The 24,054-nt window shown below is 60.6% G+C and carries 21 protein-coding genes; all 21 read left to right on the top strand.

Annotated elements, in window-relative coordinates; genetic code table 11:
* The first annotated feature begins 65 nt into the window (after positions 1–65).
* On the top strand, positions 66–1,259 hold the full coding sequence (gene repA, locus AC2FLX_RS05085; protein ID WP_040884156.1) for a plasmid partitioning protein RepA: 1,194 nt from the start codon (positions 66–68) through the stop codon (positions 1,257–1,259).
* Entirely contained in the window at positions 1,243–2,172 is a 930-nt protein-coding gene (gene repB / locus AC2FLX_RS05080) for a plasmid partitioning protein RepB (RefSeq protein WP_105236534.1), read from the top strand. The genes repA and repB overlap by 17 nt, the downstream gene beginning before the upstream one ends.
* Positions 2,173–2,385: 213 nt before the next feature.
* Positions 2,386–3,597 (top strand): plasmid replication protein RepC, encoded by a 1,212-nt coding sequence (repC, locus tag AC2FLX_RS05075; RefSeq protein ID WP_496807617.1) that lies wholly within the window; start codon positions 2,386–2,388, stop codon positions 3,595–3,597.
* A gap of 1,205 nt (positions 3,598–4,802) precedes the next feature.
* The gene (locus AC2FLX_RS05070; protein WP_040610017.1) at positions 4,803–5,288 is read left to right on the top strand and encodes a hypothetical protein; all 486 of its coding nucleotides are present in this window, start codon (positions 4,803–4,805) and stop codon (positions 5,286–5,288) included.
* A gap of 39 nt (positions 5,289–5,327) precedes the next feature.
* Positions 5,328–6,266: an ArdC family protein gene (locus tag AC2FLX_RS05065; RefSeq protein WP_496809945.1), complete on the top strand. Its 939-nt coding sequence runs from the start codon at positions 5,328–5,330 to the stop codon at positions 6,264–6,266.
* 23 nt (positions 6,267–6,289) lie between these two features.
* Positions 6,290–6,499, top strand: a complete 210-nt coding sequence (locus AC2FLX_RS05060; RefSeq protein WP_496807612.1) for a DUF6330 family protein — start codon at positions 6,290–6,292, stop codon at positions 6,497–6,499.
* A gap of 87 nt (positions 6,500–6,586) precedes the next feature.
* Positions 6,587–6,976 carry a DUF3768 domain-containing protein gene (locus AC2FLX_RS05055; protein WP_496807611.1) on the top strand — a complete coding sequence of 130 codons (390 nt, stop codon included), beginning with the start codon at positions 6,587–6,589 and terminating at the stop codon, positions 6,974–6,976.
* Between the two features lie 158 nt (positions 6,977–7,134).
* The gene (locus tag AC2FLX_RS05050) at positions 7,135–9,117 is read left to right on the top strand and encodes a ParB/RepB/Spo0J family partition protein (protein WP_496807610.1); all 1,983 of its coding nucleotides are present in this window, start codon (positions 7,135–7,137) and stop codon (positions 9,115–9,117) included.
* A gap of 75 nt (positions 9,118–9,192) precedes the next feature.
* The gene (locus tag AC2FLX_RS05045; RefSeq protein ID WP_037911611.1) at positions 9,193–9,786 is read left to right on the top strand and encodes a hypothetical protein; all 594 of its coding nucleotides are present in this window, start codon (positions 9,193–9,195) and stop codon (positions 9,784–9,786) included.
* A complete protein-coding gene (locus AC2FLX_RS05040) occupies positions 9,786–10,442 on the top strand; it encodes a DUF6927 domain-containing protein (RefSeq protein ID WP_496807609.1) in 657 nt (218 codons plus the stop codon). The genes AC2FLX_RS05045 and AC2FLX_RS05040 overlap by 1 nt, the downstream gene beginning before the upstream one ends.
* Before the next feature lie 918 nt (positions 10,443–11,360).
* Complete coding sequence (locus tag AC2FLX_RS05035; protein WP_496807625.1) at positions 11,361–15,623, top strand: strawberry notch-like NTP hydrolase domain-containing protein; 4,263 nt, start codon at positions 11,361–11,363, stop codon at positions 15,621–15,623.
* 126 nt (positions 15,624–15,749) lie between these two features.
* Entirely contained in the window at positions 15,750–16,136 is a 387-nt protein-coding gene (locus tag AC2FLX_RS05030) for a DUF6878 family protein (RefSeq protein WP_496807608.1), read from the top strand.
* 1 nt (position 16,137) lies between these two features.
* Positions 16,138–16,599: a DUF6915 family protein gene (locus AC2FLX_RS05025; protein ID WP_496807607.1), complete on the top strand. Its 462-nt coding sequence runs from the start codon at positions 16,138–16,140 to the stop codon at positions 16,597–16,599.
* Positions 16,600–16,698: 99 nt separating this feature from the next.
* Positions 16,699–17,019, top strand: coding sequence for a hypothetical protein (locus AC2FLX_RS05020; protein ID WP_496807606.1), 321 nt, complete (start codon positions 16,699–16,701; stop codon positions 17,017–17,019).
* 107 nt (positions 17,020–17,126) lie between these two features.
* Positions 17,127–17,855 (top strand): DUF736 family protein, encoded by a 729-nt coding sequence (locus AC2FLX_RS05015; RefSeq protein ID WP_496807605.1) that lies wholly within the window; start codon positions 17,127–17,129, stop codon positions 17,853–17,855.
* 154 nt (positions 17,856–18,009) lie between these two features.
* Positions 18,010–18,546, top strand: coding sequence for a hypothetical protein (locus AC2FLX_RS05010; protein WP_496807604.1), 537 nt, complete (start codon positions 18,010–18,012; stop codon positions 18,544–18,546).
* A gap of 148 nt (positions 18,547–18,694) precedes the next feature.
* A complete protein-coding gene (locus tag AC2FLX_RS05005) occupies positions 18,695–19,276 on the top strand; it encodes a rhomboid family intramembrane serine protease (protein WP_496807624.1) in 582 nt (193 codons plus the stop codon).
* Between the two features lie 534 nt (positions 19,277–19,810).
* Positions 19,811–20,401 (top strand): hypothetical protein, encoded by a 591-nt coding sequence (locus AC2FLX_RS05000; protein WP_417281127.1) that lies wholly within the window; start codon positions 19,811–19,813, stop codon positions 20,399–20,401.
* Complete coding sequence (locus tag AC2FLX_RS04995; protein WP_288960400.1) at positions 20,401–21,471, top strand: helix-turn-helix domain-containing protein; 1,071 nt, start codon at positions 20,401–20,403, stop codon at positions 21,469–21,471. The genes AC2FLX_RS05000 and AC2FLX_RS04995 overlap by 1 nt, the downstream gene beginning before the upstream one ends.
* A gap of 61 nt (positions 21,472–21,532) precedes the next feature.
* On the top strand, positions 21,533–22,243 hold the full coding sequence (locus AC2FLX_RS04990) for a toll/interleukin-1 receptor domain-containing protein (RefSeq protein WP_496875387.1): 711 nt from the start codon (positions 21,533–21,535) through the stop codon (positions 22,241–22,243).
* 850 nt (positions 22,244–23,093) lie between these two features.
* A complete protein-coding gene (locus tag AC2FLX_RS04985; RefSeq protein WP_496807602.1) occupies positions 23,094–24,023 on the top strand; it encodes a DUF2493 domain-containing protein in 930 nt (309 codons plus the stop codon).
* Positions 24,024–24,054: the final 31 nt, after the last annotated feature.

Below are 24,054 nucleotides of genomic sequence, written 5' to 3'. Positions count from 1 at the left end.
CGGGCAATAGTCTCGAAAAATAACGCGCGGTCACATAAAAAACGCGCCCACGGATCGGGGCAGACATGAGCGAAGCAGAACAGGATCTAGATATCGCCATCGGGCACTACGCGGAACTTCTCGCGTCGAACCTGCATGCTCAGCGCGCTGCACACTTCCCACCGGATGCAAAGAAGGTGATGCGCACTTTGACCAGCGGCGAAGCTGCTGAACTCCTTGGTGTCGACCATACCTATCTTCGGAAGCTTCATCGAGAAGGAAAGATCGTTGACGTCGAGACGACGGCTGGAAGTCATCGTCGCTATACGCTCGACGATATCTGGGAAATCCGTCAGACGCTTGAAGGAAATGCAAAGAAGTCTGGAACTTACGTGCCTGGACGTCGCGACGGTGACGAGCTTCAAGTCGTTTCAGTGGTGAACTTCAAGGGCGGATCGGGCAAAACGACGACGTCTGCTCACCTCGCTCAGCGCTTGGCGCTCAAGGGGTACAGGGTTCTTGCGATCGATCTCGATCCCCAAGCATCTCTTTCGGCTCTTCACGGAATCCAGCCAGAACTCGACCTCATGGAGGGCGGAACCCTCTATGATGCCGTTCGCTATGACGATCCGGTTCCGATCGCCGAAGTGATCCGCAAAACCTACATCCGCGGCCTTGATCTTATCCCGGGCAACCTTGAACTCATGGAGTTCGAGCACGAGACGCCTGCTGCGATCCAGCGAGGCGGAGCGAAGGCGTTCTTCGCGAGAGTTCATGACGCACTCGATAGTGTTGAAGCGAACTACGACGTTGTTGTGATCGACTGTCCGCCACAACTTGGTTTCTTGACGATGTCAGCACTTTCCGCGTCCTCGGGTGTGCTCGTGACGGTTCACCCCCAGATGCTTGACCTTATGTCGATGTCCCAATTCCTGCGAATGACTGCGGATCTCCTTGGAGTAATCAGGGATGCAGGCGCAAATCTGCGCTTCGATTGGCTTCGCTTCTTGCCAACGCGATACAAAGTCGGCGACGCGCCACAGACCGAAGTCATCGCCTTCATTCGCGGGCTCTTTGGGAGGTCGGTCCTGACCAATCACATGGTTGAGTCGACCGCAATTTCTGATGCCGGCTTGACCAAGCAAACGCTCTACGAAGCTGACAAGAAGGACTTCACGCGTCAGACGTTTGATCGTGCGATCGAATCTATGAACGCAGTGAACGATGAGATCGCTGAAATCATCCAGAACACATGGGGGCGGAATGGCAAGAAAGCCTAAACTTGGCCTGCCGCTGCAGACCCTTCGCAACGCTCCTGACGCTCTTGAAGGGCGCCGACTGCGTGGCGGTGTTTTTGAGATCGATCCGGCGCAGATTATTACCGAAGGACGGTTGGATGACAGGCTTCAGATTGACGTTGAGGGCCTGAAGAACTCTATTTCCAAGAACGGTCAGCGTGTGCCTGTCTTGGTCCGCCCACTGGAAGGCGATCGCTACAACCTGATCTATGGCCGCAGACGCTTGGAAGCATGTCGCGAACTCGGTATCAAAGTTCGAGCCATCGTCACAGAGGTTGAAGGTGATCAAGCGCTTCGAGATCAGCTTCTCGAGAACCAAGAGCGTCGTGATCTTAGCTTTATTGAGCGTGCGCTCGTTGCGACGGCACTTCTGGACGGTGATCATTTGGAAGGGGCTGAGCGCACCAATCGAGGTGTCGCCGAAGTCCTTAACCTCCACGAAGCTGGGGTTTCACAACTCTTGAGTGTCGTTCGGACGGTCGGCGAGGAACTCATCCAGGCAATTGGTGCGGCTCCCGGGATTGGTCGCCCGAGATGGGAAGAGCTCAAAAAGGCTTTGGGTGCCTACGACGGTGATCGAGACCAACTGCAAGCCGTAGCTCATGCAGCCAAGTCCGAAAGTTCCGGCTCGGTCGATGAGGTTTCTGAGCGTGCGTTTCTCGCAGTTCTGGCAGCTGCGAAGAGAGCAGAGAAGAAAGCAAGCCCGTCTAGAAAGGGTGTGCCTGCTTTGGCGATCCCCGGTGTTGGAGCTGCGACGGTCAAGACCGGCCGCCAAGGCAAGCAGCTCAAACTTGATCTAACTACGGATGAACCTGATTTTATCAGCTGGTTGGAGGGCAACGCCCCAAAGCTGATTACCGAGCTTCATGAGCGCTGGAAGCGTTCAGGAGACTGAGGAAGAGCAACCAACAAGAAGGAGGCACGATACAGGCAAAAAGAAAAAGGCCCCGAGAAGCTAGCTTCACGAGACCTTTGTAAGGTTTCGCACCGGGATCAGCCCGCTACAAAATCTCAGTTTTCGCACTTCTGAATGTAGCGTTCTGGCCCCTACCCCGCAAGCGCAAAGCGATTCGCGGGCCCTAGAATTTTTGTCTTCGTGGACATTTTCATGGAGTACACACCAATCTCGCCGTTTATGCGGCCGATTTCGCACGCCCATTTGCGCGTCATTGAGCGACCCGAGGCATCTGTTCCAGCCAGACCCGTTAACAAGTGGGAACTCCTGCGCGAGCTCTCCAAGGCGCAAGCGGCCTTTGGGGTCTCGGAACGTGATCTGACGGTTTTGCAGGGGCTCCTCAGCTTCTTTCCGGACGATGCGCTTGGCGGGAACGCCAAGATGGTCGTCTTCCCCTCGAACAAGGCGATCTGTGAGCGCCTGAATGGTATGCCCTGCTCCACGATGCGTCGTCACCTCGCGCGTCTTGTCGAGGCTGGCTTGCTCCAGCGGCGCGATAGCCCCAACGGGAAGCGTTACGTCCGCAAGCACGGCGAAGATCGCGTTGCCTTTGGCTTCGATCTTTCCCCGCTCTACTGTCAGTCCGAGGAGATAGCACGGGCCGCAGAGGCCGTACGTGAGGCTGAGGAGCGCGTCAGGCGCCTGAGAGAGGTCGTAAGCCTCATGCGACGCGACCTCGCGGCCCTCGCCGAGTTCGGAGACGAGATACAGCCCGGCCTAGGCTTCTGGGATCAGCTTCGCGACAAGGCTGCACTCACAGCCCGCGCGCTTCGCCGCAAGCTTTCAATTGAGGACCTCGCGGCCTATCGAGCCGACCTTGAAGCTCTCCTTGACCAGGCACGCAACATCATTGATGGCCCTGAAACAGAAGAAATGAACACCAATGATGCCCATTCTGAGCATCACCATCATAATTCAAATAAAGAATCTATAGATCTTGAACCTGCTTTAGAAAAAAGCGGGGCGGCGGCGGGTGTGCCAGATGTGGACACGGATGAGGCTGTGGCTGACGTCGATGAACAGGACACAAGACACCTGCCAAAGATCCCGCTGCACCTAGTGATCGCGGCATGTCCCTCGCTTAAAACCTTCTACCAAGGTGAGATCCGGCATTGGCATCAGCTCTTCGATGCGGCGTGCCATGTGCGGCCAGCCATGGGAATCAGTGCGTCTGCATGGGAAGAAGCACAGCGGTTCATGGGTCCGGAGCAAGCGTCGATCGTCGTTGCTGCCATGCTGGAACGCTTCGCCGACATAAGATCGCCTGGTGGATACTTGCGAGCTCTGACTGCCAAAGCTGCGGCAGGCGAGTTTTCCTGTGGCCCAATGGTCATGGCATTGATTGGCCGGCGGAACGCGGCTTAACAGCTGTTAAACTCCGATCTCGTGCGGCTGGCATGGCATAACTTAACAGCTGTTAAGTAGGCTCTCGGCACACAAACGGTGTTCGAGAGAGAAAAGTTAGGGGGTTGAGGTGTGGCGGTATTTGAGATCGTGAAAGTGGCTTTCGCCTTCGTCCCGGCGAAGCTCTGATGACGAGGGAATCCCGATCATCATGGTAAAACCTCAGCTGGTGACCATCGCTGCTAGTAGCGCAAAGGCGGCTAGCCAAGAACATACAGAGCGTTGCGCTGCAGCCAACCTAGCAGTTGCGCGCCTCCGCGGCCCCTGCCCTTTTCGATGTCTGAGATCTGATGATGAATACCCTCAACAATTGGCTCTACGCTATCCGGCGCCTGCTGACGGCGATTTGGGTCTTGGCCTCGGATATTCGCTTGGCCTTCATCGGTGCTAATGCCTGAGAGGTAGGTTGTGGATGTCTGTTGCATGATATCGTGGCTACGGGCCGTAGCGCACAAGGAGCAGACGATCGATGGTTGCCAAAACCGTTTGACCAAGGGCTCGATCCTCGAATTCCCGCGCGCGGGGAAGGGGGAGCCGGTAACTTCTCAGTCACTTCGATAATGGCGACATGGCCAACGAGGCAATCGGTTCCTCAAGCGCAGCAGCTGGTTGCCAGCGGTCCCGCGTTCCGCTGATTTGGTCGTAGTGGACGACGAGGACATCGCAGAACAGCGGTTGCAACTCAATCTCTTGATTTCATGACACCCGAACTCTTCAAAAGAGTGCATTGATGTTGGCTGCGGAATGATCTGATCCGTCAGATGGAGGAAAATGATTTAATAACAATAGGTTATTGCGTTTTTTGGTATTCGCGATGAGAAATCATGCCCATAACAGCCTTCATCGACATGATTTCCCTTTCCAGGGTGCCGATCCGCTACATCGACGGGAAGCCAAAGCATCAGCACGCTTTACGAAGAAGTTGGCAGTTGCGGGCCGATTGAGCGGTCTGGGCTATCTCGTGAAGAAGGAACCGCCACAGGTCTAGCCGATGGGCCCTGTGGAAGTTCTGATCCCGTCGTACCAGTACAGTTCGGTGGCGGTTGGGTGTTTCATGGGTTTGGTCCACGAAAAGTGAAAGTGTTCTTCGGGTTTTGTGACTGACGGATGAGGGCCTTTGGGGTCCCTCAGATGGGTCCGGGCCGGATTCCGGTCTGTCTTTCCTGATGAAGGGCATTCCGATGCAAACAGGTGTCTTGCGCGTGTTGCGCGCGACCGCTGCCTCCTGGTGGCGGCATAGAGAACTACGCCGAACTGGCCAGACGGGGCTGGCGAAGCGGCTCGAAAGCGAGACCGTCATGCGTGATCTCGGCCATCTGAAGCAGGCGGCGTTATTGCCAAACGCGCATGTGATCTGCGGGGAGGGTGGGACGTTCCTTCATCTCGGCTGGACCACAGTGTCGACTTTCGCGCCGATCGAACGCTTTCCCTTGGCCGCTCTTGCGGTCGCACGAGGGACCCCGTTCATCGATATCCGACCCGTCACCGATGTCATCGCATTCGCGAACTTGCCGCGGGTGGCGCGGGACAGATCTGTCGACCCTGACCATTCAGGTGCCGGCCAGTCTGTCTCGCTGACCACCTACATCGACATGGTCGAAGCCCTCGGTGCCAGGATCGCCAACGATCCGCGGCCCTGTCGGTCAATCTGATCCCCAATCTTCTCACCACCACACGAAAGGACGCCCGCCATGGCCCGATCCCGCACGCCCAAATTCGATGCCTCCGAGGTCATCACGAACGAAATCATCCGCATCATCGAGCGCGGCGTCCTGCCGTGGCGCAAGCCCTGGACCGCAGGTGGCAGTTCTCGCCCCCTGCGCGTGGGCGGGGAACCCTACCAGGGGGTCAACAACTTCCTGCTGACCATGCGCACCGTCATGGCGGGCCATAGCTCGCCCTTCTGGATGACGCTGCCGCAGGCCAATGCGTTGGACGCGAAGGTGCGCAAGGGCGAGAAGTCCTCTGTCGTAGTCTACTACGGTCAAAGCCGGAAAGACGCCGGCGGCGAGGACGACCGCAGCGACGGCGATGATCACTCCGAGGAAGCCCGTATCTTCCGCTTCCAGAAATCCTACCGCGTGTTCAACGCTTGCCAGATCGAGGGTCTGCCCGACAGTTTCTACCCCGACCCGGAGCCAGTGCCTGAACATCCACCCTCCGAACCCATCCCGCATATGCAGGTGTTTTTCGACGCCATCGACATCACGACCGTCTTCACGGGGACGGAAGCATACTACCTGCCGCCCGTGGACAAGGTGTTCATGCCGTCGATCGCGCGTTTCGAGAACCCGCGGAATTTCTACGGGGTCTGGGCGCATGAGCTCGCCCATGCCACCAAGGCGCGCCATCGACTGAACCGCGACTACGGTCTGTCACGTTTCGGCAACACGGCCTATGCCCGCGAAGAGATCGTCGCCGAGCTGACCTCGGTGTTCCTTGGCCAGACGCTCGGCTTTACCGCCCATACGCTCGAGATGAACGCGGCGTATCTCTACAATTGGCTGCGCGTTCTGCGCTCGGACAAGGGCGCCATCTTCAAGCACGCCGCGGACGCGCAGCGCGCCTGCGACTACCTGATCGCACGGTCGGAGGCGGGAAGGGCAGGGCGCAGCGCCGAGGCCGCCTGACCACAGGGAGAACGGAGAAGCCCATGTCACGCAAGGAGCCCAAGACGCTGCGGGTGGCCTGCTTCGAAGATGGCCGCCGCAAGATCATCACCTTCAAACGCGGTGCCTATTGGTGGAGCCCATCCGAGGGCGCCTATCCACTCTCGGCAGCGCTCGAGACCATCAAGGAACAGGGCGGCTGGATCGAAACCATCCCCAACCCGAATTACAGACCCAAGGGGCTGTTCGGATAGGGCGCCTTCGGCCTCGATTCATCCGCCGTGCGGAAAAGGAAAAGTGAGCTTCGGATTGGGTGTTTCAACTTCTCAAAGGAGAACCCCATGTCCATGACCGCACAACCCCAAACAGACCGCCCTGATCCGAGTGTGATCGCGGCGCAGAACGACGCGTTTCGCAGGCTCGCATGCCTTGGAGTACCGCTCGCGCAGCCCATCCAGGGCCGAATGCATGTCACCCGCGCGCTTATGGAGGCCGGTGACGGCTTCATGGCCGAGGCGGTGAAGGCCACCGGTGAGTTTGCCACGTTCGAGCCTGAGAATGATCCCGAGGGCTGGCACGATTTCGGGGCGGTCGAGATCCGGGGAGAGACCGTGTTCTGGAAGATTGATCTCTATGAAGCAGACTCGGACTTCCGCTACGGGGCTGAGACCCCGGACAATCCTGCCACCACCATGCGCGTTTTGACCATCATGCTGGCGCGCGACTGGTAGAAGGGCAGGGGACGCCTCCCCCTGACATCTCAGACGATGAAGGCCCGCTGCCCCCAAAAAGGCAAAGCGGGCCTTTTGTCGTGGTGATCCCCGAAGCCGGGGATTGGTCACGCGCATGAACGCGCGGGCCGCTCCAAATCCATCGAGAAGGATATCCCATGACCGCAAGCTTCAAACCCGTCTCCGTCGCCATCGGCGATCTGGTCCCGCATCCCGCCAATGTGCGCAGCAATTCGCCGGAAACCTACGACCCCGAGAACATCGCACACCTGAAAGCCAGCATCGCCATGCTGGGACTGCTCCAACCGCTGCTGGTCCAGAAGCTCGACGGCAAATACGCCGTGCTGGCGGGTGGGCGTCGTCACGCCGCGCTGAAGGAGCTGATCTCGGACAAGGCCGCAAAGGGGTTCACCACGAAGACCAAGGTCGATTGCCGCCTCGTGCCGGATGATTGTGACGTCACCACGGCGCTGTCGCTCGCCGAGAACATCACGCAAGCGCCGATGAATGCCATCGACGAGTTCGAGGCCTTCGCGCGGATGATGGAGGTCGACGGCCAGACGCCTGGGACCATCGCGAAGACATTCGGCACGACCGTCGCCGCCGTGAAGGGTCGGTTGCGCTATGGCCTGATTCACCCCGACATCCGCGCGGCTGCCCGGGCCAAGACGATCACGCTCGACACGATGAAGGCCTTTGCGGAGCATCCGAGCCAGGAGGTGCAGCGCGAGGTCTTCGAGGCACTCACCAAAGAAGACAGCTATCTGCAGGCCTATACTGTCCGTCAGGCGCTCAAGTCCCGCGGCGTGCAGGTCAGCGACGATATCGGGGCCTTCGTGCGTGAAGACTACGAGGCGAGGGGCGGCGCTGTCGCAGCTGACCTTCTGGAAGAGCATTCGGTGCTCGAGGATGCGGCGCTGGTCGAGACCATCCTGCTCGAGAAACTTGGGGCTGCCGCTGAGGAGGCCTGCGCAAAACTTGGCTTTGCCTGGGCCGATGCGATGGTCCGCTATGATTACGCGACCATGGCGGACTATGGCCGCGTCTATCCCGGCCCAATCGAGCCGGATGAGGCTGCCCAGAAGCGCATCGACGAGATCACCGCCGCGCTCGAGCAACTCCAGCTCGAGATGGAGGATGAAGGGCTTGAGGACGACGCATACAACGCCCTCTACGACCGTGTGGACACGCTGGAGGAGGAAGCTCGCGACCTGCAAGAGGCCTATAGCGCCGAGGACCTCGCCCGCGCCGGCGTGATCGCGTCCTGGTCGAGTGGGAAGGTGATGCTTCATGTGGGCCTTGTGCGCCCGGAGGACACCGTGAAAGACGAGGGCAAGCGCGGCGCCTCGAGTACCCTGACCGGTGAGGAGACTCCGGACGCCGGCGAGATCAACTACCCGGCCTCGCTGGCCGAGGATCTCAAGACCGAGCGGGCAATGGCCCTTGGCGCCGCGATGGCGCTGCACCCCGAGACCACGCTCGATCTGACGCTCTTCAAGCTGGTCAGTGACGTTCTGGGCACCGGCATGAGCGTCACTCAGGCGATCAAGGTCGAGGCCCGCAAGGAATACCGCAGCCATGCCAAGATGGACGAGATCGACGAGACCTCGCTTGAGCAGGTGGCGGCGGCGCATGATGCGCTGGACCTCTCCTGGCTCGATGACACCCGGTCCCCTGCCGATCAGTTCGCGGCGTTTCGGGCGCTGGACGCCGGCGAGAAGGCCAAGCTCGTGGCCTATGCGACCGCCAGCACGACGCAGTCCTGTTTCGCGCGGGACCGGCAGCGTGACAGCCTGATGCATGACTTCGAGATCGAGATCATGCCCGATATCCGCGCCCACTGGACGCCGAACGCGGCGCTGTTCAATCGCTTCAAGAAGGCCTGGCTCCTGAAGGTCCTCGGCGACGATCTGGGCCTCGCCCAGGAGGCGGTGACGCTGGCCTCATCGAGCAAGAAGGAGATCGTCGCCTTCTGCGACAAGCTCTTCGCCGAGCCTTTCGCCACGCTCACCGACGCACAGCGTGCCGCCGTGGCCGCCTGGTGCCCGCCGATGATGCAGACCGCCGGTGTCGTCTGTGACGAGACGGCGCCCGCTGCGGAAACCGCCGAGCCTGACAGCGAGGTCGCGCAAGCGGCCTGAGCCATCACACGACCCGCGCGTGGATCTTGCACCCGCGCGGGTCGACCCTTCCACACCCAACGGAAAGACATCCCCATGGCTATTCTCAAGTTCTCTGCCTCCGCAGTTGCGGCGCAGATTGCGCATGCGCGCGCCTGCAAAACCTTCCTGCCCAACTGGAACGGGCCCGTGGACAGGCCGGCCCTGATCCTCATCGTCGGCAACGGCGTGCATCTGCGCTCGAACGGCATCGACGGCACAACCACCCGCATCGTCACGACCGAGCAGGCCGATCCCTCCTTCGCCTTCGCCGATGGCATGAACCCGTTTCGGGATACCGACTGGATGGCGCAGCGCCGCATGGCGTTTCGCGATCTGACCGGTCAGTTCTACACCGACATCCTGGATGACGTGCAGGTGCTCATCGACCGAGGGCGGGGTGCGATCCGGCTCGCCACCGATGGCCACAGCATCCGCGTCTTCGTACGCCGGGCCTCGGACTATCTCATCGGCGGGACCTACGAAGTGCCCTCGGGCCTCGGCGGCACCTTCCGGGTCATCCTCAAGGATGCCTGCGACACCTTCGCGATCGTGCAGAACTGCGGCAATTGCGAGGATTTCGACGCCATGCAGCCCTACCGCGTGCCGCTCGATGCCCTGATGGAAATCGATGACCGGAGGGTGGCGTGATGGGTTGGCTCTTCTACACCGATCGCCGCGTCCAGACCTACACGGACGAGAAAGCGGAGATTGCCCGGCTCTGTACCTTTGAGGGCGACACGCGCAAAACCGAACTGGTCAAGGCCTGCAAGGTCGGCTCCACCTGGTATGCGGCGGCAAGGGTCACCAATCTCGACGGCACCCCTGTCGAAGACTCGACCTATATGACCGATGCGGATGGCTCTGTCACTTTCGGGGCTGTCTTCCTCACCCGATACGATGACGGCTGCTGGGGCTACAAGGACATGGAGGAAAGCGCTGGCCCGAACGCGTCGCGCGCGCCCCTTGCGCTGATCGAGCTTCTCTCCGACCTGAAAGACCCGGACAGCTACGCCCAGGACTGGCGCCAGCGCTGCCGGGACTGGGCGTCGATCCCGGACTACGAGGAAGGCGACAAGATCAAGCTCGCAGCGCCTGTGACGCTCACCGATGGTAGCACCTGCCAGATTGTCACCGCGACCCACTACAGGCGCGGGCGTCAAAAGCGCCGCTGCTACCGCATCGAGGAAACCGGCGGCCTCGTGCGCCTGTCGAAAGCCTCGCTTGCCGGCTCGGAGCTGCTCAGCTCTGCAAAGGGCGAGGCCAGTCCTGTGCTGGCGGAGTATCTCGCGGGGCGGGACGCTTAGGGGCGCACTGCGAGGAGTGCGCGTACAGTCTCGATTTCTAGCACCCAGTTGCTGGTCGTTTCGTTGCGCCATCTTATGCAGCGGATGATCCGATCAAAATCATCCTGAAGGGCGCGCGGAAAAACAGGCTCATGGTGTGCGATTCTGTTGCGGAGCCTCCTCACGGCTTCAATGTCAGACCTTAATTCAGATCGGCGCTGGTTGGCAGCGACACCACGAGGCGCGTCCGGAAACACTGCGTAGAAATGATCGTCCCACAGTCTGCCTTGGTGCCTGTTTGTCAGCATCTTCTCCCAAAACACGAACTTCAGTTCGGCGACTACCTTTCCGGCAGTGGGTTGCTGTGCTGCGCAGCCTTCGAGGTCTCGTTTGGGGCTGTATGCCGGACCGCGCGGGTTCGGCAACGAACGGATGAAGCCTTGTGTCCAAGGCCATGTTCCTCCGTGGACAGCTTCGATTGCTTCCACGATCGCGTTTCGCAGCGCAACTTCCAAAACATGGAGTGGAACCATGAACGCGGCTGATACTTGAAGATTCCAGTGGTATAGGTGGAGAGCCCGCGTCCTATCATTGCCGGTTTCGCGCAGATAGGTCGCAAACCTAGGTGCGGATAAGACGTTCGGAAGGTGGTGTTCTTCATCAGCCGTGAACGGTGGATACATTGACAGTAAAGACTTTCGGTGCCATATAGAGCATGAGCTTTGAGACTGCGGGCACTATGCCTCCCCTCATTGCACAAAGAAAGCAAAAGCCCGTCGCATTGCGGCGGGTTTTTCAGTTTTCTAAACCAACTCCGACAAACCGTTTGATTGGCCGGTCGGCGATTGGATGCCTCTTGGTCTGACCTCATCACCCCGAAAAGCGAAAGTGGGCTTTTTGTCCTTTGGAACTCAGACCCTGATCCAAAGGAAAACCCCCATGACCAAGCCCAATCCGGCAAACCCGCCTTTCCCAATCTCCGACGCTGATCTCGCCTCTGCGCTAGCGCAAATCGGCGCGGAGATCGACTACCAACCCCTGCGCAGTTCAGCGCTCGCGCGCATCATGCGCGAGACGTTTCATGGCAGCGATGCCAGCGGCGCGTGGGACTGGCGCATGGCCTACGATCTGATGCAGGCGGCGGCTGTGCAGGCGCTGCTACGTGGCGACAACAGTGAGGATGATTACTCCGCCGCAAAACTCCTTGCGTCACGTCTCCTGACGGAAACGCGCCGGTCAGAGCAACAGATCCGGCTGCAGCAGTTTTCCACGCCGTTGCCTTTCGCGGCAATGGCCGTGCGGGCGGCAGCCATTCGCAAGGGCGAGACCGTTCTGGAACCCTCGGCTGGCACCGGCGCCTTGGCCGCTTTCGCCGCCCGGGCCGGTGCCACGCTTTTGCTCAATGAAATAGACCCCTTTCGCCAGAGCCTATTGCGCGCGGTCTTTGGCGGCGATGTGACGGGCCATGACGGTGAGCATATTGACGATCTGCTGCAGACGCCGGTTCTGCCCGACGTCGTGGTGATGAATCCGCCCTTCGCTTCCTCGGTCGATCGCTCGCGAGACAAGCACATCGCCGCCAAGCATCTCATTGCGGCAGCGAAGCGTCTCGCGCCCGGTGGGCGGCTGGTGGCGATCATGCCGCCAGGATTCACGCCCGAACGCGATACCGCGCATTGGTCCCGCGCCTGCGGTCTCCTGACGCCGCGCTTGGCGCTGACGATGCCGGGGCAGGTCTACCGCAAGCTCGGGACCTCTGTCGAAACTCAGCTGATAGTCTTCGAAAAGGTGCAGGAGGACGGCGAGATGATCCGCGCCAGTGTCCGGGACTTGGATGAAGCCCTTCCTTTTATCGACGCCGTGGCCGCGACCCGGCTCGAGATACGCCCCGGCCAATGGGCTGAAGCAATCCCTCATGCTCGAGCAACCGTTCCATCATCTGCCCCGCGCAAGACCGTCGCTGCGCCTGTCGCCGCCTCCAAACCACGGGCCAATGCCGTCCGCCCGCTCTGCTTCACAAGCTTCGATGTCCCGCGCGACAACACCCCCGTCTCGGACATCTATGCGCGCTACCGCCCGCAACGAATCGAGATTGCAGGCACGCAGGAACATCCCACACCGTTGGTCGAGAGCATCGCCATGGCCTCTGTCGCGCCACCCGTGCCTTCGGGTGGCGCCAGTGCGGAATTGCGCCTGCCCGCGCGACTAATCGAGGAGGGGCACCTCTCGGAGGCGCAGCTCGAGACCATCATCATGGCGCATGATGCCCATGGGCGCGACCTGCCGGGGCGTTTTACGATCGATGACGACCAGACCAAGCTGACGCGCTCCGATGATGACCCGGAGGCCCGAGCCTATCGCCTTGGCTACTTTCTCGGAGACGGCACCGGCTGCGGCAAGGGCCGCGAATGCGCGGGGCTCATTCTCGTGAACTGGCTGGCCGGGCGCAGGAAGGCCATCTGGGTCTCCAAATCCGCCACGCTCATCGAGGATGCCATTCGCGACTGGACCGATCTTGGCGGGTCGCCCGCCGACATCCAGCCGCTTTCCAAATGGAAACCGGACCAGCCCATCACCGTGACCTGTGGCATCCTTTTTGTCACCTACGCCACGCTGCGCTCGGCGGGCAAATGCGGCACCACGCGACTGAGCCAGATCCTCGCCTGGATGGGCGAAGACTTTGAAGGCGTCCTCGCTTTTGATGAGGCCCATGCGATGCAGAACGCTGCCGGGTCAGAGCAGGGCAGGGGGGTCAAACCCTCCCAGCAGGGCCTTGCGGGCCTCCAGCTGCAATTGGCCGCTCCGCGCGCCCGCGTCTTCTATATTTCAGCCACGGGCGCCACGAGCGTCCACAACCTCGCCTATGCCGCACGACTGGGGCTCTGGGGGCAGGGCCCCGAATATCCCTTCCCGAGCCGCGAAGGTTTCGTCTCGGCGATGGAGGCAGGCGGTGTCGCCGCCATGGAGGTGGTCGCGCGCGATCTCAAGACGCTCGGGCTCTACACGGCCCGCGCCCTCAGCTTCGATGGGGTGGAGTATGACGTGCTCGAACACGCGCTCACCCCGGCCCAGATCGAGATCTACGATGCTTATGCGACCGCGTTTCGGACGATCCACCACAATCTCGAGGCCGCGCTGACCGCGACCGGTGTCAACGATGCCTCGGGGGAGACCAATGCCTCGGCCGCACGCGCCTCGGCCAAGTCCCGCTTTGAGAGCACGAAGCAGCGCTTCTTCAACCATCTCCTGATGGGCATGAAAGCCCCGACCATCATCCGTGCCATCGAAGACGACCTGGCAGTGGGCAACGCTTGCGTCATCCAGGTGGTCTCCACAGGCGAAAGCCTTCTGAAACGCCGGCTTGAGACGATGGACCCGGCGGACGAGCTGGTCGAGGGCGCGCTAACGCCGCGCGACTACGTCCTAGGATACCTCGAACAGGCTTTCCCGATCCACGCGCAAAAGCTGGTCGAGATCGACGGCACTATGGTGGCCGAGCCGCTCAGGGACGAGACCGGCGCGCTCGTTGTCTCGCGCGAGGCGCTCGCCCTACGAGATGCGGCCATGATGGAGTTGATGACGCTCGCCCCGATCCCCTCGGCGCTGGACCAGATCCTCTGGGCTTTCGGTGACGATGCCGTGGCGGAAGTGACCGGACGCTCGATCCGACCTCTCAAGGCGGACGATGGCCACCTCTTCATCGAGAAGCGCGCCGCCAGCAGCAATTCCTCCGAGACCCAAGCGTTCATGGACGGCGAGAAGAATATCCTGATCTTTTCCGATGCAGGTGGGACGGGCCGGTCCTACCACGCGGCGCAAACGGCGAAAAACCAGAAACGGCGGCGGCACTACCTCTTGGAGCCAGGCTGGCGTGCGGATGCGGCCATCCAGGGGCTCGGCCGCACGCATCGCTCTGCCCAGGTCAGCGCGCCCTACTTCCGGGTCTGCACCTCGGATGTGCATGGCGAAAAGCGCTTTACCTCGACGATTGCCAAACGCCTCGACCAGCTGGGGGCCTTGACCAAGGGCCAGCGCGAAACCGGCTCGCAAGGCATGTTCCGCGAGGAGGACAATCTCGAAAGCCCGATCGCGCGGGCGGCATTGCGCGGGTATTTCGCCGATCTTGCCGTCGGGCGAGCCGAGGCGATGAGCTACGAGAGCTTCACCGACTGGACGGCCCTGCGGCTGATCGACAAGGACGGGGTGCTGCTCGAAGAGCTTCCGCCGATCCAGCGGTTTCTGAACCGGGTGCTGGCCCTTCCCATCCACATGCAGAACGCGCTCTTTGTCGAGTTCATGCGCCGGATCGCCGATCAGACCGAGCGGGCGCGGGCCGCAGGCACGCTCGATCTCGGCGTCGAAACCCTGCGAGGCGAAAGGATCGAACAGGTCTCCACCGAAGATCTCTGGACCTGCCCGAAATCCGGCGCCGTGACGCGGATCATCGGGCTCGAGGTCACCGACCCGGTCCGTGTGCTGTCAGCGGATGACGCCCTGTCGCGCAATCCCGACAAGCTCCCCATGGTCAATCGCGCCTCCGGCCGCGCGGCGCTCATCTCGGCGCGGCCCATGCAGATGTATGACGAGGACGTCGTCACGCTGATGCGCAAGGCGGTGCGGCCAAACGGGTCGAGCTACCTGGAGGAGGCGCGGTTCGGGTCTTCTGCCTGGGAAGAGATCAGCAAGCCTGAGTTTGCGCGGCTTTGGGATGCCGAGGCTGCGTCCCTGCCAAAAACCACCACGACCAAGCTCTATCTGCTGACCGGGCTTCTGCTACCGATCTGGAAGGACATCCCGACCACCAATGAGCGCATCTATCGGGTCACGCCGGATGGGGCGACCGCCATGATCGGGCGCACGCTGAGCGAAGAAGGGGCGGCCGCGCTGCGCTCCCGCTTCCTCGTCTCCAACCCGCAAACACCGCAGGAGATGATGACCGTCGCTCTTGGCACTACAGCGCCTGTCGATATTGGCCGGGGTCTGACCCTGACCCGTCGCCGTGTCGCAGGCGAGATGCGCCTCGAGCTGGGCGGTGCGGATCGGGGTATGATCGAAAGCCTCAAAGCGCTTGGCTGTTTCACCGAGATCATCGCCTTCCAGTTGCGGGTGTTCCTCCCGCATGGGGACGGTGTCGACACGGTCAGCATTCTGGCACGGATCGTGGGGCAGGGAACCCCCAGAGCGGCGGACCAAGCCGCCTGAAAAGTCAAAGAGGGCTTTGGGTCGGGCGTCGCGGATCGGGATTTGACCGGTCTGCGCGTTCCTGGTGCGCGGGCAGGCCAATGGCACGCCTGCGCGCGCCCCAAATTCAGACAAGAGAACAGACCCATGACCAATCCCCAGATCGACTATGCCGCAATGGCGGCTCAGTGGCGCGCCGAGCGCGAAACCACCCTGAAAGCAACCCGAGTGGAACTGATCGCGCAATTGCGCGCGCTTGGCATCAGCGAGGTCACTGCCGAATACGAAGGTTATGGCGACTCCGGCAATGTCGAGGATGTGACCGTGCAGCCTGCGGAGGTCAAACTGACGGAACCGCTTGCGACAGAGGTGGGCGATTTCGCCTGGTCGCTCGCCTATCACCATCATCCTGGGTTCGAGAACAACGAAGGCGGCTATGGCACGCTGACCTGGGACATCGCAGCCGACAGCATCATGCTCGATCATGCGGACCGCTACGTTGAATGCTCGCACAGCTATGACGAGGGACTGTGAGATGGCACATCCGCTTCATCACGCTGAAAGCTCTGCCCAGAAATTCGGCGGGGTGCCGTCTGACTATCAGGCTGTGCACGATTGGTTTGACGCCTCGAAAGAGCACCTCGCGCTCTTCACGCACCGCGCCTTGCGTCACCATGCCCAAGGCCTGTTCGAAGCGGAGCGTGTCTTCGGCTTGACCCTGACCAATAGCGCGGGTCGGGACATTCCCGTGCGCTGGATCGGCGAGCAGCATGTCCGCGAAGACTGCCAGGGCCGTATCCCGAGCATGGCGGACTGGCTGCGGCGGATCCAGCCCGAGCCATGGATGGCCAATGGCCACATCGACCGACATTCCGGCGATGAGCCCTGCGGCGACCCAAGGGCCGCCTGGGCATCTGAAGTCGCCGCCGGCAGAACGGTTCTTGGTTTGAAAGATTGGATGGCGGCGCGCGCGACACAAGCCACGCAAGGTGCCTGACAGCCTCGGCCGTTTGCCAAACAAATGCTGCAGTGAAGCCCGGTTTGACGACCGGGCTTCCTGCGTAGTTTCCCCACCATTCTTCGTAAGGAGGTTCGCATGACACTCGATGACATCAAGGCGGCCGTCGATGCCGGCCAGACCGTGCACTGGGCCAATACCGGCTACGTTGTCCACAAGGACCGGCTCGGTCAGTACCTGATCAGCTTTCTGCCGAACGGCAGCTGCATCGGTCTGACCGACCGGGAAGGGCACCGGTTGAATGGCAAAGAGGCGGAGTTCTTCATCGCGCAATCGAAGGACGCTGCGGAAAATCCGGGCCGCCAATCAAGATCAGACGGGCAGGAGAGGGGCGCAGCACCCGGGGGCGCGGCGGCACACCTACTCAGACGGCATCGCGAAGCCGGGGGCGGGGCATAAAGGGAAAGCAAGCTTTCTGATTTGTGATCCCTCAAGGGGTCGAGAAAGCAATCCCGGATGCGCTGGCAAGGACGTCAGGCACCGGCCAATCCAAAAGGAACCATCCCATGTTCGCAGGAAACCTCACCCGCAATGCCGAAACCGCAGCCGCCGAGTACACCGGCATGATCCACTCGTCACGCTTTGACATCGCCATCCAGCTTGAGGCACGGGCCAAGATGTCCGCGCGCAGTCCGGATTACGACGTGACAGCAGTCAACAAATCGGGCCGCAAGGTCCGCATCGGCACGGCCTGGAACGAGACGGGCAATACCAGCGGAAACCCCTACATCTCGATGCAGATCGATGTGGGCCTCGGCCCGTTCCGGGTCAACGCGGTGCAGACGAAAGAGGCGCGCGCGGCCCAGAGCGGCGAATTCGAGATCATCCCGTTGGTCTCGAACGGTCTGATGAAATCCGGCTCGATCTCGGGCGAGCTCACCGCCATGGACGCTGACAACGCCTTCACCGGCTACATCGCCAATATGATGTTCGATCTGGAGTTCATGCTGATCGAGAACAGCTACAAGTCCGAGGAGACCCACCCAGACTACCGCATCGAGGTCAGCTCGCCCCGGGGCACGCCGATCCGCGTTGGCTCGGCGTGGATGGCCAAGAGCAGCCGCACGGGCAATGACTACCTTTCGCTGCTGATCAACACGCCCGATGGCGACCTGCGTGTCAACGCCGTCCAGAACGAAGAACAGCGCGGTGGCCAGACTTTCTCGATCATTCCGTTCATCGACAGCGGTGATCAAGCGCAAGACGCGGGCGCGGGGCTGTCGCTGGTTGCCTGATCAGCGCGCGAGGTGAGACGATCTGAACCGAAAGGGGAGCCGTGGAATCACGGTTCCCCTTTTTCCATGTCTGGCTGCACGAAGCACGCATCTGCTTGCGATCTGCTGAATATGATATACGATAATATATTATTGAATGTGCGAGGGTAGGCACATGGTGGCGAGACTGGGAAAAGCTCCGTGGTTCGAGAGCTTTGATGTAGACGCCGAGGTTGGAGGGCTTCTTGCTCATATCGAGCGTTGCACCGGATTTGCGCTGCCTGAACGACAGCGTGATGTCATCATGACCCATGCAAGGGCAAAGCTCGACAGGACAAGGCAGGCATATCTGGAGGCCAAGGCGGCGGGAAAGCCGGTGTCCACATCGCGCCGCGCCTATCTGACCGACCTGCAGGACACGATCTTCATGGCGATCCCGGAAGAGAACCTCGCGCGGATGCCCCTGAGCGATCAGGTTCTCAACGATCCATCATTTTACGCGGACGCCATGCACAATGCCGCCGCAATCAGCGGGGAAGAGCTCTTCATGGCGCTGTCCTCTTCGCTGAAGGACATGACCGTTCAAGACGCCCAGGCCTTTGTCTCAAAGCTCTGGCACGGCGCGATTGACGACAATGCCCGCAAATATGCCGAAGCGTTGAAGCGCCCCGAGCGTGAAATCATGCCGCTGCGGCCTGGGAACACCGTGTAAGATCGGAGCCATTCTCTTGGCTTGAGCCCTACCGAGGTTGGCCGCCGCGAATCCCCTTTCCCGGAGGTGGCACCCTGTGCAGCGCGCGAAAGCCGTTGAAGGCGCTGTGGGGACGACTACTGTCGCCAACATGATGAACCGGGATCACATGCGCGTCTTCTTCCGGCGCACCGCGGCGCTTGCCGCTTTTGTCGCGCTGCTCTGGGCGATCCAAGTCGTCAATTGGATCACCGGCTACGGCCTGAACCCGGCCTTCGGCCTGATCCCCAGGCACGGCAGCGGGTTGGATGGTGTCATCGCTATGCCCCTCCTGCATGGGAGCTTCTCGCACCTGATGGCCAATACGCCGCCGCTTCTGGTGATGGGTGGGCTGCTGGTGGCAACGACCACGCGAGGCTTGCTGTCGGTGAACGCCGTGGTGATCGGCCTAGGGGGCGGTCTCGTGTGGTTGTTCGGCGGCTCGGCGATCCATATCGGTGCGTCGGGGCTGATCTTCGGCTGGTTTGGCTTCCTCATCGCGCGCGGTCTTGTGGATCGCTCTCCGATCACGCTGGGCGCGGCGCTGGTGGTCGGTGTCCTCTATGGCTCTATTCTCTGGGGCCTTCTTCCGGGCCAACCCGGCGTGTCGTGGGAGGCGCATCTCTTCGGCGCTATCGCGGGCGCGGGCGCTGCGTTCCTAATCCGAACGCATGTACATGCGCCGCGCCTCGGCGGCGTCGATCTGGACTGAAGCGGTACGCCAGACGTGGTCGGCCCTCTCCGGACATTCGTTTGAGTGGCTTTTGCCGCGGTGCGGAATCCCCTGTTCTGCCATTCACACTGTTGCTCAACACGGCGGTGCAGCTTCACCCCGACACGAATGGCCGGGAGGTCTTGCAGGTGAAATTATCCACTAACCAGATCGCACTTCGGCCCCGAGGGAGCCCCTGTTCGGTCTATCGTTCGAACGGGGCGCTTCCCCGGGACCCTGCGCATTCCGCGGAAGGCTTCCGCCGGATCAGGGTCATCGGTTTGCTCTCCCACTGAACTCCCTGCGCCCGGTCGGAGGAGACTTCGCTCGCCTCCCCAAAACCCCCTCCATCGAGTGCGACTCGCACGGACAAAAGCGGAGCACTCAACTTGCCCGCCCTCTGGACACCCCAAGGCGCCTCCCGGCGGGGACCTTTGCCCCGAGGCTCAAGGAGGAAATCAACCAGTGAATAATTTGCTGTTGCATTTGTAAATGTCGACCGCTACAAAGTGATCAAACAATCGAGGCTTGAGCATGCCGATCCCCAGTGAAGTTTCAGTCCGTCCCATCTTGAACGAAATCCGCGAACCCATCATCTCAGCCATTCGAAGCGCTTGGGACGATTGGCTGTCCAGCGATTTCAACGGCGTGTGGCGTTGTAAACGTAGCCGCGCCAACTTTGTGTGGGAGCAGATCATTGAACGTGTGAACAGCGACCTGTTGGGACACGACGCGGTACACGTTATTGACGGGCATGAAACGATGAAGTTTCTTGTCCACGACAAAGTGCTTTTCAGATTCAAGAAGGCCGACGAAACGGGCCGCTCGTCAAACGTCGCCACGCAACTCGCTCTGGCATTTCACGATCATGATCAGGATTTGTTCAATCTTCCAGAGGTTCAACGCGTTGAGATTGTATACAAACTCAATCAGCTTGAAACGCAGATCGCGGATATTTGCGTAGTTGCAAGGGATAGCAATCGGGTTGCGTGGGAGTATAGCCTCTTGGATGCGGGTGAAGCGACCATGCCGCTGCCGCTTCCCGATCCGAAGCCAGTTCGCCCGGCCGCCTCCATCGTGAAACTCAAGGGCAGAGCTTCCGACCGCAAGAAAAGCACAGACTAATGACCGACAATTTCAATCAAGACCTGCTGCGGATAGCGCGGCAGGCCCGTGGATGGAGTCAATCAGAACTATCGTCAAAATCAGGTGTGTCGCAGGCCAATCTCTCCAAACTTGAGAACGGCCTGATCGGCCCGACAGATGAGGTTCTGGATAGTGTCAGTAAAGCGTTGGGCTTCCCCATAGAATTCTTTTTTCAACATGATAGGGTCATCGGCCTTCCAATGAGCGTGCAATATCGGAAGCGTGCCAGCGTTGGACAGAAAGCGATTGAACGCCTGGAAGCTGAACTCAACATAAGGATACTGCACCTCAGAAGACTACTGGATGCAGCTGATCTTGAGCCCGAGTTGTCACTGCCACGGATGGATGTAGATGAATTTGGTGGCGATCCAGAGCGGATTGCCGACCTCATCAGGCGTACTTGGCTTGTCCCCTCGGGGCCTATCCGAGATCTTGTCGAGTGGGTGGAGCGAGCAGGCTGCATTGTCGTGCATTGCGACTTTGCTGCCCTCAAAGTCGACGGGTTTACTGTTCAAATCCCGGATATGCCACCGTGCATATTCTTGAACCGCAATATGCCGGCAGATCGGCAACGTTTCAGTCTGGCGCATGAGCTCGGCCACGTCGTTATGCATCAAGTTCCATCTCCTGACATGGAGAATGAAGCAAACGTCTTTGCCTCTGCTTTGCTAATGCCCGCACGAGACCTTCGCCCCCAGCTTTCATCAAGGCGCCTCACGGTTCAAACCCTGGCTGCCTTGAAACCAGTGTGGCGCACATCAATGGCAGCGCTCCTCTACCGAGCGAAGCAAATTGGGGCAATCACCGACAATCAAAGCCAGTATTTATGGCGGCAAATGAGTTCCATGGGCTATCGCAAAGCTGAGCCCCCCGAACTTGATCTCAAAGTTGAAATGCCAACTGTTTTGCCTGAGATCGTGCGCCTCCATATCGAAGAGCTCGGATATGATGTATCTGATTTGGCCCAAGCACTTCGTTCGAGTGAAGAAGATCTTCGCTCACTTCATCCTTTGCCGCAAGCGTCGCAACGCCTGCGGGTGGTCAAATAACTTCACGTTCATCCCGTAAAGGATGTCCCTACACTTCTGAAAAGCAGGAGCGACAGAAAAGATGGCAAGGTGTACCGCTCCCGTTAGGGGGCATAGTTCAGCAGCTGCTGCGGCGAACTGCCCAGCGTGTCGCAACCGTTACGGCGGATATGGTCGCAGAACGAATAGCTACGGTTCGTTCTCGCCACCGTCCCGTATGTCTTTCGCCGCTGGTGGCAGCACAAGTACCGGAAGCGGAACAGGACGCAGCACCAAAAAACCGCGTTGGTCAGGAAGCGCGTCGACGGTTTCCTACACTCAAGCACAAGTACAAGCCCTCACTCCTATAAGGGACAATGTTGAGCAACTTGCGTCCTCCCAGCCAGACCTCCGTGACGCCTTTCTCTGCCATGCTTGGGACGACAGGCAAGGCGCGGCGAAGGAACTTCATGACCTTCTCGAAGCACGGGGTGTACGAGTTTGGTTCAGCGAAAAGGACCTTGGGCTGGGAGTGCCTATGATGCGGGCAATTGACAAGGGCTTGGTCAATTCCAGGGTTGGGATCGTGCTGGTCACGCCAGCAATGTTGCGGCGTCTACCCGCGGAAGGTGTAGCCGACAAAGAACAGTCGGCATTATTGAGGCGCGAACGGCTCATACCAATCGTGCACGAAACGACTTACGAAGAGCTCGAAAAGGTCAGTCTGCTATTGGCGTCACGAGCGGGCCTGAATACAGCTGATGAAAGCATGACCGACGTCGCGATCAAGATTGCCGAACTGGTCAAAGTTTAGCCGTGAGCAACGGTAGCCGGAACCGCTGGCCAACTTCTCCTATCGTTGCATAGTCGTTTTGGCCTCGCCGTCCCTTTGTCAGGTGCGTGTCTTTGTGACACGCACCCTTTCTGCTCATTGCTAACCTTGGCATCCATCGCAGCAAGAGGCTTCAGTTCCGATAGGGTTTGAATGGCTGCTTTCGCCAAGGTGGAGCTTTGGATTCGCAGCCGCCCCGAAAGACGGCTTTCCGCCCATCACGTCGCAAGCTTGGAGACGTAATCCGTATAGTCTAAAGCGTAGCCCCTGCACATTAACCTTGGCCAGAGCCTTGCGGCCTCCCCAGCTCGGCTTCGCGTGTCGCAGGGGAGAACGGCCCTTCGGTCCGTCGCGCATTCGGCCATGCGGCCTCACCGCGGCGTCGTACCCGGCATCCCGGTTTGCCCGCCTCGCGAGCACGTCGCTCCCCGGCCGCTCCGCCGGATTGCGCTCTGGTCTGTTTTGGCCTGAGGCCAAAACGATCCCGCCACTTCATCCGTCTCCCGCGTCCGGTCGGGCCGTTTGCCTGCTCGGGTCGGGCAAACCTACCGTCAAAACACACACACATGAGCGCGGAAGCATATCCTCCGGATGGCCCCCAAATCAGCCCGCGTCAAGGATCGCAAAACTTTTCGGCGAGGGCAGGGGCTGTGGCGCGGGATGGTCCCGTGCGTGAGGGCGCGCATGTGTCCGGTGCTGCGCGCAGAAAACTTTTGCGCCCGGCAAGCCGGCGGCTGCGCCGTCCCTGACCCGGGCAGATTCGGAAACCAGGCATTCGGCCATGCCCCCACACTCACGTGGTGGCCTAGGAACCGAATACTGGAGACCAGACATGGCTTACGACACCGCAAACACCTACGAGACCATCGAGCTTTTCGGACTGACCGAGAAGGACGCACAGCTGCCGATCCCGGAAGATCACATCCTGACCGACCACATCATCCGCGAGAGCTTCGAGGCTCTGCTCGGTCAATTGCGAAATACCGGGCTCGAGGCGGAAATCGAACCGCTGGCCCATGGGCTCGCGACAATCCTGCAGCGCCGCAAGGTAGCGCTTGGCAAGGAGGTCGACCGCACCGCCGACAAGATCGGCGCGCTGGCAAAATCCCACGATGGATCAGAGATCGCCGAGACCGCGCTCGAAGAGGCGCAGGCACGCTTTCTGCAGCTGCGCGAGATTGTCAGCGCCATCGAGGTGATGAGCGAGGCGGCGGCGGAATGCTACGAGGTCGAGACGGGCCACGCCTTCATTCCGGCAGCCGGGTCGCGCGCAAGCGTCCGGGCGAAAGAGACCGGCGCGGTGTTCGAGGCGCGGCAGCTCCTGGAGCAGCACGACCGTGAGACTGCCGCGAAGTCGAAAATCGAGGGGGTTCCCCTGATCGTCTCGGGCGCCACCGACTGGACCGATGTCGATGTCATCTTCAACACGCTCGACAAGGTTCGCGAACGGATCAGGCAGAACCGCAACCAGGAGATCTTCCTCTGCCACAAGGGTGGCAAGCACGGGGCGGAGATGATCGCGGCCCGGTGGGCCCGAGCACGCGGGGTCGCGCAGGCGCGCTTTGATCCTCGCTGGTCTGCGCATGGGCGGGCGGCACCGTTCAAATGCAACGACGAAATGCTGGACGACAAGTTCGCGGCGACGGGGGTTGTGCTCTTCGGCGGCAACGGGGTCGCGCTGAACCTCGGGCAGAAGGCGGAAGCGAAAGGCCTGACGGTCATGCGGGTTGCGGACCCGGCGAAGAAGGCGTCGCAGGATTGAAGAAAGAGGGTCGCCTTCGGGCGGCCCTTTC

The sequence above is a fragment of the Ruegeria sp. YKSF57 genome, assembly GCF_059612585.1.
Note: the sequence above shows the minus strand (reverse complement) of the source record. Positions and strands in the feature narration are given on the sequence as shown.